This is a genomic window from Streptomyces sp. NPDC110618, assembly GCF_055657065.1.
On the sequence record NZ_JBVKBN010000009.1, the window covers coordinates 18,617 to 34,215 of the forward strand.

1 protein-coding gene is annotated in these 15,599 nt (G+C 75.4%); it reads left to right on the forward strand.

What is annotated here, in order from left to right; all coding sequences use genetic code 11:
- The first annotated feature begins 22 nt into the window (after positions 1-22).
- The gene (locus ACZ7L7_RS17630) at positions 23-15,565 is read left to right on the forward strand and encodes a type I polyketide synthase (RefSeq protein WP_472076508.1); all 15,543 of its coding nucleotides are present in this window, start codon (positions 23-25) and stop codon (positions 15,563-15,565) included.
- Positions 15,566-15,599: the final 34 nt, after the last annotated feature.

Below are 15,599 nucleotides of genomic sequence, written 5' to 3' on the forward strand. Positions count from 1 at the left end.
GTTGGTGGCTGAAGACGACAAGATGGACGACAAGTACGTCGAGTACCTCAAGCGGCTGACCGCGGAACTGCGGCAGACCCGTCGGCAGTTGCGCGAGGCGGAGGAACGGGACCGGGAACCGATCGCGATCGTCGCGATGAGCTGCCGCTACCCGGGCGGCGTGGACAGCCCGGAGGAGCTGTGGCGGCTGGTCGCCGAGGGCGGGGACGCCATCTCCGGCTTCCCCGCCGACCGCGGCTGGGACGTCGACGCGGGCTACGACCCGGACCCCGACAACCCGGGCACGTTCTACGCGCTCGGCGGCGGATTCCTGCACGAGGCACCGCAGTTCGACGCGGACTTCTTCGGGATCTCCCCGCGCGAGGCCCTCGCGATGGACCCCCAGCAGCGGCTGCTGCTGGAGATCTCCTGGGAGGCGTTCGAACGCGCCGGCATCGACCCCGGCTCGGTGCGCGGCAGCAGCACCGGCGTCTTCGTCGGCGCCGCGACCTCCGGGTACGGGGCGGGCGTCAGCGAGTTCCCCGACGGGGTGCAAGGGCTGCTGCTCGCGGGCAACGCCACCTCCGTCGCCTCCGGCCGTATCGCCTACACCCTCGGACTTGAGGGCCCCACCGTCACCGTCGACACGGCGTGCTCCTCCTCGCTGGTCGCCCTGCACTGGGCGTGCCAGGCGCTGCGCCGCGGCGAGTGCGACATGGCCCTCGCGGGCGGTGTCGCCGTCATGGCGACCCCGGCGATGTTCTACGAGTTCAGCAGGCAGCGCGGTCTTGCCCCCGACGGGCGCTGCAAGGCGTTCTCCGACGACGCCGACGGCACCGGCTGGGCCGAGGGCGCGGGCATGCTGCTGGTGGAGCGGCTCGCCGACGCCCGGCGGCTCGGCCACCCCGTGCTCGCCGTCGTGCGCGGCACCGCCGTCAACTCCGACGGCGCCTCCAACGGCCTCACCGCGCCCAACGGCCCCGCCCAGCAGCGCGTCATCCGCGCCGCCCTCGACGCCGCCGGACTCACCCCGGCCGACGTCCACGCCGTCGACGCGCACGGCACCGGCACCTCCCTCGGCGACCCCATCGAGGCGCAGGCCCTGCTCGCCGCGTACGGGCAGGACCGTGAACAGCCCCTGTGGCTGGGGTCGTTGAAGTCGAACATCGGGCACACCCAGTCCGCCGCGGGCGTCGGCAGCGTCATCAAGATGGTCCAGGCGATGCGGCACGGCACGCTCCCGCGGACCCTGCACGTGTCCGAGCCGTCCCGCCACGTCGACTGGGAGGCGGGCGCCGTACGCCTGCTCACCGAGCCCGTCGACTGGCCGCGCACCGACACCCCGCGCCGCGCCGGTGTGTCCTCCTTCGGCATCAGCGGCACCAACGCGCACGCCGTCATCGAGGAATCCCCGGCCGCCGAGGACGCGGACCCGGCGACCCCGTCGCGTGAACTGCCCGTCGTCCCCTGGCCGGTGAGCGCGCGCGGCGAGGACGCCCTGCGCGCCCAGGCCGCCCGGCTCCTCGACCACCTCCGCGAGCAGAGCGAGGCGCCGCGCCCGCTCGACGTCGGCCACGCCCTCGCCACCAGCCGCGCCGCCCTCGAACACCGGGCCGTCGTGCTCGCCACCGGCCACGACGACGCCGTACGGGAACTGACCGCGCTCGCCGCGGGCGAGCCCGGCGCCGCGACCGTACGCGGCCGTACCGCGCGCGGCGCCACCGCATTCCTCTTCGCCGGGCAGGGCTCCCAGCGCCCCGGCATGGGGCGCGAACTGTACGGCACCCACCCCGAGTTCACCGCCGCCTTCGACGCGGTCGACGCCGAACTGCCCTTCGACCTCAAGGCCGTTGTCTTTGGCGAAGACGCCGAGCTGCTGAACCGCACGGAGTACGCGCAGCCCGCGCTGTTCGCCCTGGAAGTGGCCCTGTTCCGGCAGTTGGAGGCGTGGGGGCTCACCCCGAAGTTCCTGCTCGGCCACTCCGTCGGCGAACTGGCCGCCGCGCACGTCGCCGGGGTGTGGTCGCTGCGGGACGCGTGCCGCCTCGTCGCGGCCCGGGGCCGTTTGATGCAGGCCCTGCCCGAGGGCGGCGCCATGGCCGCCCTCCAGGCCGACGAGGACGAGGTGCTGCCGCTCCTCACCGACCGGGTGTCCGTCGCCGCCGTCAACGGGCCGCGCTCCGTCGTGGTCTCCGGCGCCGCCGACGCCGTGGAGGCCGTCGCCGCGCACTTCCGCGCCCAGGACCGCAAGGTCACCCCGCTGCGCGTCAGCCACGCCTTCCACTCGCCGCTCATGGAGCCGATGCTCGCGGAGTTCCGCCGCGTCGCCGAGTCGCTGGCGTACCACTCGCCGCGGCTCACCCTGGTCTCCGACACGACCGGCGAGACCGCCCGCCCCGCCGACCTGTGCACCCCCGAGTACTGGGTGCGGCACGTCCGCGAGGCGGTCCGCTTCGCCGACGGCCTACGGCTGCTGGGCAAGCGACGCGTCACGCGGTTCGTGGAGCTGGGCCCCGACGGCACCCTCACCGCCCTCACCCGCGCCTGTCTCGACGGCGACGGCCTGACCGCCGTGCCCACGCTGCGCAAGGACCGGCCCGAGCCGACCGCGCTGATGGCCGCCGTCGCGGACGCCTTCGCGCACGGCGCCGCCGTCGACTGGGAGGCCGTCTTCGACGGTACCGGCGCGCGGACCGTGGACCTGCCGACGTACGCCTTCCGCCGCAGCCGCTACTGGCTTGAGCCCACCCCGGTGTCTGCGGAGGCCTCCGACCCCGGTCAGGACAACGGCTTCTGGTCGGCCGTCGAACAGGAGGACATCGCCGCGCTCGCGGACACGCTGGAGGTCGACGAGGGGCTGCTGCGGCCGCTCGTGCCCGCCCTGTCGACGTGGTGGCGGGGGCGCCGGGAACTCGGACGCGTCGACCGGCTGCGGCACCGGATCGCCTGGCAGCCGCTCGATGCCGCTCCCGAGGCCCGTCTCACCGGGCGCTGGCTTCTCGTCGCGCCCGACAGCGCCGACGCCGAACTCTCCGGCACGGTCCGGGACGCCCTCGCCGCCCGCGGTGCCGAGCCGGTGATGTTCCCGTACACGGTGGGGGAGGAGCGGGACGCGCTCGCGGGCCGCCTCGCGGAGACGGGCGCGCTGGCGGGCGTTCTCGCCCTGCCACCGCGCGTCGCGGAATCCCCTGCCGCCGCCCCCGCGGAAACCGACCCCTCCGCCCTCGCCCTGTCCGTCGTACGGCTCCTCCAGGCACTCGGCGACGCCGACGTGACCGCCCCGCTGTGGCTGGCCACTCACGGTGCCGTCACGACCGCCCGTTCCGACGCCGCGCCCGACCCCGCGCAGGCCGCCGTATGGGGCCTGGGCCGGGTCGCCGCCCTCGAACTCGGGAACCGGTTGGGCGGACTCGTCGACCTCCCCGGCACCGTCGACCGGCGTGCCGTCGAACGCCTCGCCGCCGTGCTTGCCGCCGGCGACGAGGACGAGGTCGCCGTCCGTGCCTCGGGTGTCCTCGCCCGTCGGCTGCGGCACGCCGAGGACACGGCCGCCGAGCCCGCCGGCTCCGGCTGGCAGCCCCGCGGCACCGTCCTGATCACCGGCGGCACCGGAGCACTCGGTGCCCGGATCGCACAGTGGGCCGCCGAGCAGGGCGCCGAACACCTCGTACTCACCGGCCGCCGGGGCTCCGACGCGCCCGGAGCCGCGGAACTCGCCGCCCGGCTCACCGCACTCGGCGCCCGCGTCACCGTCGAGGCCTGCGACGTGGCGGACCGCTGCGCCGTCGCCGGCCTGCTCGCCCGGCACACCGTGGACGCCGTCGTCCACGCGGCCGGTGTCACCGACAGCGTGCCGCTCGCCGAGATCGACGACGACCGGTTCACCCGCGTCCTCGCCGCCAAGGCACACGGCGCCGCCCACCTGGACGCCGTACTGGGCGACCGGCCCCTGGACGCCTTCGTGCTGTTCTCCTCCATCGCCGGCGTGTGGGGCAGCGGCGGCCAGAGCGCCTACGCCGCCGCCAACGCCTACCTCGACGCCCTCGCCGAGCGGCGCCGCGCCCGTGGCGCCACCGCGCTCTCCGTCGCCTGGGGCCCCTGGGCGGGCGGCGGCATGGCCGCCGAGGACGGCGCCGAGGAGTATCTGCGCCGCCGCGGCCTCGCCGCCCTGGACCCCGGCACCGCGCTCGCCGCGCTGCGCCGCGTCCTGGACCTGGACGCCAGCGGGCAGGTCGTCGCCGACGTCGACTGGGCCCGCTTCGCACCCGGCTTCACCAGCACCCGCCCCAGCCCCCTCCTGACCGGTGTCCCCGAGGCCGTCGACGCCCTGCGCGCGGGCCCGTCCGCCGCCGACCACGGCGGAGCCGGCTCGGCCCTGCGCGACCGCCTCGCGGGCCGCGCCCCCGCCGAACGCACCCGCGCCCTGCTGGAACTGGTCCGCAGCCACGCCGCCGCCGTCCTCGGCCACACCGACGCGAGCCTGCTGGAGACCCGGCGCGCCTTCCGTGACTCCGGCTTCGACTCGCTGACCGCGGTGGAACTGCGCAACCGCCTCACCACCGAGACCGGCCTCGCGCTGCCCGCCACCCTCGTCTTCGACCACCCCACGCCCGTCGACCTCGCCGCCCACCTGCACACCCAACTCTTCGGCGACACCCAGGAATCGGGCGGCGGCCTGCCCGCCGCGCACGGCGCCGACCGCGCCGACGACGACCCGATCGTCATCGTCGGCATGGGCTGCCGCCTGCCCGGTGACGTCACCGGACCCGCCGAACTCTGGGACCTGGTCGCGGGCGCGGGCGACGCCGTCGACGAACTCCCCACCGACCGCGGCTGGGACCTCGACGCCCTCTACCACCCCGAGCCCGGCCGCCCCGGTACCACCTACTGCCGGCACGGCGGATTCCTCACCGGCGTCGGCGACTTCGACCCCGGCTTCTTCGGGATCTCCCCGCGCGAAGCCCTCGCCATGGACCCCCAGCAGCGACTGCTGCTGGAGATCTCCTGGGAGGCCTTGGAGCGCGCCGCCATCGCCCCCGGCGCCCTGCGCGGCAGCCGCACCGGTGTGTTCATGGGCTCCAACGGCCAGGACTACCCGGCGCTGCTGCTGAGCACCCCCGACGCGGGCGACGGCTTCCTCGGCACCGGCAACGCCGCCGCCGTGGTCTCCGGCCGCATCGCCTACGTCCTCGGCCTGGAAGGCCCCACCCTCACCGTCGACACGGCTTGCTCGTCTTCCCTGGTCGCCCTGCACCTCGCCGTGCGGTCGCTGCGCTCCGGCGAGTGCGACCTGGCCCTCGCGGGCGGCGTCACCGTCATGTCGACACCGGGCGCCTTCATCGAGTTCAGCAGGCAGCGGGGCCTCGCCGCCGACGGCCGCTGCAAGGCGTTCTCCGACGACGCCGACGGCACCGGCTGGGGCGAGGGCGCCGGTGTCCTCGTCGTCGAGCGCCTGTCCGACGCCCGTCGCCTCGGGCACCCGGTCCTCGCCGTCGTCGCCGGGTCCGCCGTCAACCAGGACGGTGCCTCCAACGGCCTCACCGCCCCCAACGGCCCCGCCCAGCAGCGCGTCATCCGCGCCGCCCTCGCCGACGCCGGGCTCACCCCGGCCGACGTCGACGCCGTGGAGGCCCACGGCACGGGGACGACCCTCGGCGACCCCATCGAGGCCCAGGCCCTCCTCGCCACCTACGGCCAGAACCGCCAACAGCCCCTCTACCTCGGTTCGTTGAAGTCGAACATCGGCCACACCCAGGCCGCGGCCGGCGTCGCGGGCGTGATCAAGACGGTGGAGGCGATCCGCCACCGCGTCCTGCCGCCCACCCTGCACGCCGAGCGGCCGTCCACCCACGTCGACTGGTCCACCGGCGCCGTCGAACTCCTCACCGACAGCCGCGAGTGGCCCTCGGACGAGGGCCGCCCCCGCCGCGCCGGGGTCTCCGCGTTCGGCGTGTCCGGCACCAACGCCCACGTCATCGTCGCCGAACCGCCCGCGCCCGAAGAGGTCCAGGACGACAAGCCCGCCGAGCCCGCCGGCCTCCTCGCGTGGACCCTCTCCGGGGCCTGCGCCGACGCCCTCCAGGACCAGGCCGCACGCCTCCTCGCCCACATCGAGGCCCGGCCCGACCTCACGGACGCCGACCTCGCCCTCTCCCTCGCGACCACCCGCACCGCGCACGAACACCGCGCGGTCGTCCTCGGCGCGGACGGCGGCACGCTGCGCGCCGGGCTCAGCTCCCTGATCACCGGTGAGCCGAGCGCGGACGCCGTGACCGGCCGCGTCGATCCAGAGGGGCGTACGGCGTTCCTGTTCGCGGGACAGGGTTCGCAACGGGTGGGCATGGGCCGGGAGTTGTACGACACGCACCCCGTCTTCGCGGACGCCTTCGACGCCGCCTGCGCCCACCTGGACACGGAACTGCCGCGCCCGTTGCGGGAGGTGGTGTTCGGGGAGGACGCCGAGCTGCTCAACCGCACCGAGTACGCCCAGCCCGCGCTGTTCGCGCTGGAAGTGGCGTTGTTCCGGCTGCTGGAGTCGTGGGATGTGCGCCCCGATGTGCTGGCCGGTCACTCGATCGGTGAGATCGCGGCGGCGCATGTGGCCGGGCTGTGGTCACTGGCGGACGCCTGCCGCTTGGTGGCCGCGCGCGGCCGTCTGATGCAGGCGCTCCCGGCGGGCGGTGCGATGGTCGCCGTACAGGCCGCGGAGGACGAGGTGTTGCCGCTGCTCACGGACGAGGTCGGCATCGCCGCCGTCAACGGCTCGCGGGCCGTGGTGATTTCGGGCGCGGCCGACCAGGTCGAGGAGATCGCCGACCACTTCCGAGGCGAAGGCCGCAAGGTCACCACCCTCCGGGTCAGCCACGCCTTCCACTCACCGCTGATGGAGCCGATGCTCGCGGACTTCCGAGCCGTGGCCGAACAACTCACCTACAACCACCCCGAGTTGCCGATCGTCTCCACCCTGACCGGAACCGGCGCCGACCCCGAGGACCTGATGTCCCCGGAGTACTGGGTCCGGCACGTCCGCCAGGCCGTCCGGTTCGCCGACGCCACGCACACCCTGCACCGCGACGGCGTCACCCGCTTCCTCGAACTCGGCCCCGACGGCACCCTCACCGCCCTCGTCCACGCCGCGCTCCCCGACGCCCAACCCTTGGCGGTTCCCGCCCTGCGCACCGACCGCCCCGAGCCCCAGGCCCTGCTCACGGCGACGGCGACCCTGTACGCGCACGGAACCAACGTCACCTGGGCCGCCGTACTGCCCCCGGCCCGCACCGTCGAACTGCCCACGTACGCCTTCCAGCACGCCCGCTACTGGCCCCGCCCCGGCGCGCCCCTCGGTGACCTGCGCTCCGCCGGACTGTCCGCCGCCGGACACCCGCTGCTCGGCGCCGCAGTCACCCTCGCCGACAGCGGCGCCGCCGTCCTCACCGGGCGACTGTCCACCCGGCTCCAGCCCTGGCTGGCCGAACACGTCGTCTCCGGCTCGGTACTGCTGCCCGGCACCGCGTTCCTCGAACTCGCCCTGCACGCCGCCGACCGCGTCGGCTGCGCCACGGTCGAGGAACTCACCCTGCACACCCCGCTCGTGCTGCCCGAGCACGGATCCGCCCAGCTCCAGATCACCGTCGGCGCCCCCGACGACACCGGCCGCCGCGACATCGGCGTCCACTCCCGCCCGGCCGGCCACGCCGAGGACCTGGACGCCGACGACGAGCCGTGGACGCAGCACGCCACCGGCACCCTGCACCCCGACCCCACCGCCCCGGCCCCCGCGACCGAGACCAGCACACCCTCCGACGCCACCACGGTCCCCACCGACGGCCTCTACGACCAACTGGCCGCCACCGGACTTGCGTACGGCCCGCACTTCTGCGGCCTCACCGGCGTCCGCCGGCACGGCGACGACCTGTTCGCCGAGGCCACCCTGCCCGCCGAAGCCGCCGGCGACGCACGCCGCTACGGCATCCACCCCGCCCTGCTGGACTCGCTCCTGCACGCCCTGGGAACCATGGCCACCGACAGCACGGCAGGTCCGGGGCTGCCGTTCTCCTGGGAGGGCGTCACCCTCCACGCCACCGGCGCCACCGGACTGCGCGCCCGACTGCGCCGCAGCGCCTCGGGCGCCGTCGGCATCGACCTCACCGACCCGGCGGGCACCCCCGTAGCCACCGTCACCGCCCTCACCCTGCGCCCGCTCACCACGGCACCCGCCGCCCCGGCCGCGGGCGGCCACGCCGACCTGCTGCACCGGGTGGACTGGACCCCGCTGCGGGGCGACCACACACCGGTGTCGGACCTCCCGGCGACCGTGGCGGACATCCCCACCACCCTCCCCGACCGCAGGGTCACCGCAGGCGAGGACGTCCTCCTCCGCGTCGTACGGCCCGACGGCGACCCGGCGACCACCGCGCACACCGCGACGGCGGCCACCCTGGAGCTGATCCGGACCTGGCTGACGGAGGAGCGGTACGACGGCGCCCGCCTGGTCGTCGTCACCGAGGGCGCCGTCGCCCACGACAACGGCCCCGCCGACCCGGCGCTCGCCGCCGTGTGGGGCCTGGTGCGCGCCGCCCGCGCCGAGAACCCCGGCCGGTTCGCCCTGGCCGACCTCGACGCCGCCCCCGAATCCTGGACCGCCCTCGCCGCGGCCCTCGCCTCCGACGAGGCGGAGTTCGCGCTGCGCGCCGGAACCGCCCACATCCCGCGCCTGTCCCGCGCCACCGCCGACCACGAACTCCCCGTGCCCGCCGACGCGTCCGCCTGGCGGCTGGACATCGTGGAGAAGGGCACGCTGGAGGGGCTGGGCCTCACCCCCGTGGACGCCTCGGCGGAGTTGGGCGAGGGCCAGGTCCGCATCGCCGTGCGTGCCGCGGGAGTCAACTTCCGCGACGTACTCAACGCACTCGGCATGTATCCCGGTGACGCGAAGGACTTCGGTCTGGAGGGCGCGGGTGTGGTGACGGAGGTCGGTCCCGCAGTGACCGGACTGGCCGTCGGTGACCGGGTGATGGGCCTCTTCCCGGGTTCCTTCGGGCCGGTCGCGGTTGCGGATGCCCGGACTGTGGCTCGTATTCCGGCGGGGTGGTCGTTCGCGCAGGCGGCATCGGTGCCGATTGTGTTCCTGACGGCGTATTACGCGTTGAAGGATCTCGGTGGGCTGCGTGCGGGTGAGCGGGTGCTCGTGCATGCCGCTGCCGGTGGTGTGGGCATGGCCGCGACCCAGTTGGCGCGTCACCTGGGCGCCGAGGTGTTCGGAACGGCGAGCGTCGGGAAGTGGGACGCGCTGCGGGCGGCGGGGCTGGACGACCAGCACATCGCCTCCTCCCGCGACACGGGCTTCGAGGCGGCGTTCCTGGCGGCGACCGGTGGCGCCGGTGTGGACGTGGTTCTGGACTCGCTGGCCGGTGAGTTCGTCGACGCCTCGCTGCGGCTGTTGCCGCGTGGTGGGCGGTTCCTGGAGATGGGCAAGACCGATATCCGTGACCCGGGGTCGGTTCCCGGTGGTGTGCTTTACCGGGCCTTCGACCTGTGGGACGCCGGGCCGGACCGGATCGGGCAGATGCTCACCGAGCTGGTGTCGCTGTTCGAGGCGGGTGTCCTGGAGCCGCTGCCGGTGACCTGCTGGGACGTGCGCCGGGCCCCGGACGCCTTCCGGTACCTGTCCCAGGCCCGTCACGTCGGCAAGGTGGTCCTGACCGTGCCGGCCCCGCTGGATTCGGAGGGTACGGTCCTGGTCACCGGCGGTACGGGCGGGCTGGGCGCGCTGGTGGCCCGGCACTTGGTCGCCGAGCACGGTGTACGGCACCTGCTGCTGGCCAGCCGCCGTGGCACCGACGCGCCGGGCGCCGCCGAACTCGTACACGAGCTACGGGAGTTGGGTGCCCACGTCGAGGTGGCCGCCGTCGATGTCGCCGACCGCGACGAGCTGGCTGCCGTACTGGCCGGTCACCGGCTCACCGCCGTGTACCACACGGCCGGCGTCCTGGACGACGGTGTGGTCTCCGCACTCACCCCCGACCGTCTCGCCGGCGTCCTGCGTCCGAAGGTCGACGCGGTGACGCACCTGCACGAGCTGACCCGCGACGCGGACCTGTCCGCCTTCGTGCTCTTCTCCTCCGTGTCCGGCACCTTCGGCGGCGCCGGCCAGGCCAACTACGCCGCCGCGAACGCCTTCCTGGACGCCTTCGCCGCCTCCCGCCGCACAGCCGGTCTCCCCGCCACCTCTCTCGCCTGGGGCCCCTGGGCGCCCGGCGCCGGGATGACCGCCGACCTGACCGAGGCCGACCTGCGCCGTATGTCACGCGGTGGCATGGTGCCGATCACCCCGGAACGGGGCCTCGCCGCCCTCGACGCGGCTTGGCGGCGCACCGAGGCGGCGCTCGTGCCGATCGCGCTGGACCGGCGCGTGCTGCGCGACCGGCACGCCGTCGCGGCGCTGCCCGCGATGCTGCGCGGCCTCGCCGTCGCTCCCGCCCGCCGTACCGCCTCCGCTGCCGCCGGGGTCGACGCGGCCCAGGGCTTCCGGGACCGGCTCGCCGGCCTCGCGGAGGCAGAGCGCGCCACGGCCGTACTGGACCTCGTCCGTACCCAGACCGCGCTGGTCCTCGGACACGCGAGCGCCGAGACCGTGGAGCCCGCACGGGACTTCCGCGGCCTCGGCATCGACTCGCTGACCGCCGTCGAGCTCCGCAACCGGCTGAACACGGCCACCGGCCTGCGCCTCCCGGCGACCCTGGTCTTCGACTACCCGTCGCCGCAGGCCCTGGCCCGCCACATCGGCGGCGAACTCCTCGGCACCACCGCCGAGGCGACCGACCGGGCCCCTGTGGCACAGGCCGGTTCGGACGACGACGACTCCCGGATCGCCGTCGTCGCCATCGGCTGCCGCTTCCCCGGCGGGGTCCGCGGCCCCGAGGAGTTCTGGCAGCTCCTCGCCGACGGGGTCGACGCGATCGGCGCTCCGCCCGCCGACCGGGGCTGGCAGGCCGACGGCATCGAGGGCGGATTCCTGTACGACGCCGCCGAGTTCGACCCGGACTTCTTCGGGATCTCCCCGCGCGAGGCCCTCGCCATGGACCCGCAGCAGCGGTTGTTGCTGGAGATCTCCTGGGAGGCGCTGGAGCGCGCCGCGATCGATCCGCGCTCGCTGCACGGGTCGCGTACCGGTGTGTTCGTCGGCACCAACTACCAGGGCTACGGGTCGGCCGCCCATGCCGTACCCGAGGACGCGCAGGGCCAGTTGCTCACCGGGCACGCCGCGAGTGTCGCCTCCGGGCGGGTCGCGTACGTGCTCGGTCTGGAGGGGCCCGCGGTGACCGTGGACACGGCCTGCTCGTCCTCGCTCGTCGCGCTGCACTGGGCCGCGCAGTCCCTGCGGTCCGGTGAGTGCGATCTGGCGCTGGCCGGCGGTGTGACCGTGATGGCGACGCCGGGCGCCTTCGCCGACTTCGGCCGGCAGGGCGGACTCGCGGGCGACCATCGCTGCAAGGCGTTCTCCGACGACGCCGACGGCACCGGCTGGGGCGAGGGCGCCGGCATCCTGCTGCTGGAGCGGCTGTCCGACGCCCGCCGCAACGGCCACCCGGTGCTCGCCGTGGTCCGCGGCAGCGCCGTCAACTCCGACGGCGCCTCCAACGGCCTGACCGCCCCCAACGGCCCGTCCCAGCAGCGGGTCATCCGGGCCGCGCTGGACGCGGGCGGCCTCACCCCCGCCGACGTCGACGCCGTCGAGGCGCACGGCACCGGCACCTCCCTCGGCGACCCCATCGAGGCACAGGCCCTCCTCGCCACGTACGGGCAGGACCGCGAACAGCCCCTGTGGCTGGGCTCGGTGAAGTCCAACATCGGGCACACCCAGGCCGCCGCCGGTGTCGCCGGGGTCATCAAGACGGTCCTGGCGATGCGGCACGGGACGCTCCCGCGCACCCTGCACGTGTCCGAGCCGTCCCACCACGTCGACTGGACGGCCGGCCACGTGGAACTGCTCACCGAGGCCCGCCCCTGGCCGCGCGGCGACCGCCCGCGCCGCGCTGCGGTGTCGTCGTTCGGCATCAGCGGCACCAACGCCCACGTGGTCCTGGAGGAAGGCGCCGACTGCCTGCCCGGCCCCGCCCCCCAGGACGACGGCGTTGTTGCCTGGCCGGTCAGCGGCCGTACCCCCGCCGCCCTGCGGGCCCAGGCCGAACGGCTCCGCGCCCACGTCGCCGCCCGCCCGGAACTCGCCCCCGCCGACATCGCCCACTCCCTCGCCACCGGACGTGCCGTGTTCGAGCACCGGGCCGTCGTCGTCGGCGCCGACCGGGTCGAACTCCTCGCCGCGCTCGCCGCCGTCGCCCGCGGCGAGGAACCAGCGGGTGCCGTGCGCGGCCGGACCGGCGGCACCGGCCGCACCGCCTTCCTGTTCAGCGGGCAGGGCTCCCAGCGCCCCGGCATGGGCCGCGAACTCCTGGAGCGCTTCCCGGTGTACGCCGAGGCCTTCCACCGGGTCTGCGAGGCCTTCGCCCCGCACCTGGCGGTACCGCTCGCCGACGTCGTCCTCGCCGAGGAGGGCAGCAAGTCGGCCCGGTTGCTCGACCGCACCGCCTACACGCAGCCCGCCCTGTTCGCCGTCCACGTCGCCCTCTACGAACTGGTCCGCTCCTGGGGCGTCACCCCCGACGCGCTCATGGGCCACTCCATCGGTGAGCTGTCCGCCGCGTACGTGTCCGGTGTGCTGTCCCTGCCCGACGCCTGCCAACTGGTCTCTGCGCGCGGCCGGTTGATGGACGCGCTGCCCGAGGGCGGAGCCATGGCCGCCGTCGAGGCCACCGAGGACGAGGTGCGCCAACTCCTCGGCGGGCACGCGGACATCGCCGCCGTCAACGGCCCGCGCGCCGTCGTCGTGTCCGGGGACGAGGACGCCGTGTCCGACATCGCCGCCCATTTCGCCGGGCTGGGCCGAAAGACTAGGCGTTTGCGGGTCAGCCATGCGTTTCACTCAGCGCATATGGACGCGATGCTTCAGGAGTTCGAGGAGGTCGCGCGGAACGTGCGCTACGCCGCGCCCGCGATCCCGATCGTCTCCAACGTGACGGGCGAACGGGCCGACGGGGCCGACCTCGCCTCGCCGGACCACTGGGTACGGCACGTACGGGGCACCGTGCGGTTCGCCGACGGGGTGCGCACCCTGCGCCAGGACGGCGTGGGCGCCTTCGTCGAACTCGGCCCCGACGGCTCGCTCACCGCGCTCACCCTCGACACCCTCCAGGACAGCCCCGGGTCCGAGGAGCGCGCACCGATCGCCGTGCCCGTACTGCGCCGCGGCCGGCCCGAACCGGTCGCCGCGCTGCTGGCCGCCGGCGCCCTGCACGTACGTGGCCTCGCCGCCGCCCCGACCGGCCTGAGCGGACCCGGCCGTACGGTCGAGCTGCCCACGTACGCCTTCCAGCGCGGCCACTTCTGGCCCGAGCCCGCCGCCCCCGCCCCTGACCAGGTGGACGACGAGTTCTGGGCCGCCGTCGAACGCGGTGACCTGGGCGCCCTCGGCATCGCCACGGACTCCCCGGACGGACTCCTGCCCGCGCTCACCTCCTGGCGGCGCCGCCGCCGCGAACGCTCCGCGCCGGCCACCGGCACCTACACCGTGGCCTGGCGGCCCGTACCGGACGCCGACGCGCCCGCCCTGTCGGGCACCTGGCTGCTCGTGGTGCCCGCGTCCCACGCCGACGACCCCTGGACCGACGCCCTCACCGAGGCGCTGGCCGCGCACGGCGCGCACCCCGTGCCGCTCGTCGTGGACTGCGCCCTCACCGACCGCGCCGCCCTCACCGAAGAGTTGCGCAAGCTCCCCGAGCACGAGGAGTTGCGGGGCGTGCTGTCGCTGCTGGCCCTCGACGAGTCACGGCCCGCGAGCGATGACACCACCGCCACTCCGGCCGGTCTCGCCGCGCTGCTCGCCCTCACCCAGGCGCTCGGCGACCTGGAGATCGGCGCGCCCCTGTGGTGCGCCACCTCCGGCGCCGTCGCCACCGGCGACCGCGACCGGCCCGCCGCGCCCGCGCAGGCCGCCGCCTGGGGCCTGGGCCGGGTCGCCGCGCTGGAGCACCCGCAGCGCTGGGGCGGCCTCGTCGACCTGCCCGCCGCACCCGACGGGCGGACGGGAGAGCGGCTCGCCGCGGTGCTGTCGGGCTCGGCGGGCGAGGACCAGGTGGCCCTGCGCGGCACCGGTCTGTTCGCCCGGCGCCTCGTCCACGCCCGCCCCGCCGACGGCGACAGCGCCTGGCACTGCGCCGGACAGAGCGTCCTCGTCACCGGCGGCACCGGTGCCCTCGGCGCCCGCGTCGCCCGCCGCCTCGCCGAGCGCGGCGCCCGGCACCTGCTGCTCGTCGGCCGCCGCGGACCTGATGCTCCCGGCGCCGCCGAACTCGCCGCCGAACTGCGCGACCTGGGTGCGGAGGTGACCCTCGCCGCCTGTGACACCGCCGACGCCGACGCCCTCGCCGCACTGCTCGCCGAGCACCCCGTCGACGCCGTCGTGCACGCCGCCGGAGTCCTCGACGACGGGCTGCTCCAGTCGCTCACCCCCGAGCGCTTGGAAGCGGTCCTGCGGCCCAAGCTCGCCGCCGCCCGCAACCTGGACCGGCTCACCCGCGACCGCGACCTCGGCGCGTTCGTGCTGTTCTCGTCGTTCGCGGGCACCGTCGGCTCGGCCGGACAGGGCAACTACGCCGCCGCCAACGCCTACCTCGACGCGCTCGCCGCCCGGCGCCGCGCCGAGGGCCTGCCCGCCACCTCCGTCGCCTGGGGCCCCTGGGCGGGCGGCGGCATGGCGGCCGACGGACCCGACGCCGAGGCCCGGCTGCGCGCCGGGGGAGTGGTCCCCCTCGACCCCGACCTCGCACTCACCGCGCTGGACCGCGCGGTGACCGGCGGCGAGGCCGCGCTGACCGTGGCCGACCTCGACTGGGAACGGTTCGTGCCCGGCTTCACGGCCGTACGGCCCGCCCCGCTGCTGTCCGAACTCCCCGAGGCGAAGGCCCTGTTGAGGACGGCGTCGACGGACACGGACGATTCGGTGGGCGGTGAGCTGCGCTCCCGTCTGGCCGGACTGTCCGAGCCCGAACAGGAGCGCCTCCTGCTCCAGTTGGTCCGCGGGCACGTCGCGACCGTCCTGGGACACGGCTCCGCCGACGCCGTCGACCCCGAACGGGCCTTCACCGAGCTGGGCTTCGACTCGCTGATGGCGGTCGAACTGCGCAACAGGCTCGGCGTCGCCGCCGGACTGCAGCTGCCCGCCACACTCCTGTTCGACCAGCCCACACCCCGCGTCCTGGCCCGGCACCTGCGGTCCCTGACCGCGCCGGACGACACCGGCGCGCCCGCCGCCCTGGACGCCCTCGACCGGCTGGAGGCGGCCCTGGGCGGGCTCGCCGACAACGACGCCCGGCGCGACCGGATCGCCTCCCGGCTCGCGGCCCTCGCCGCCCGGATGACCGGCGCAGCCTCGACCCCGGAAACCAGCGGCGACCTCCAGGAACGCATCGAGTCCGCGGGCGCGGAGGAGATCTTCGCCCTCATCGACAACGACCTCGGCATCTCATGAGCGCACCCGAGACACGGCCCGACGCCCCGACCGC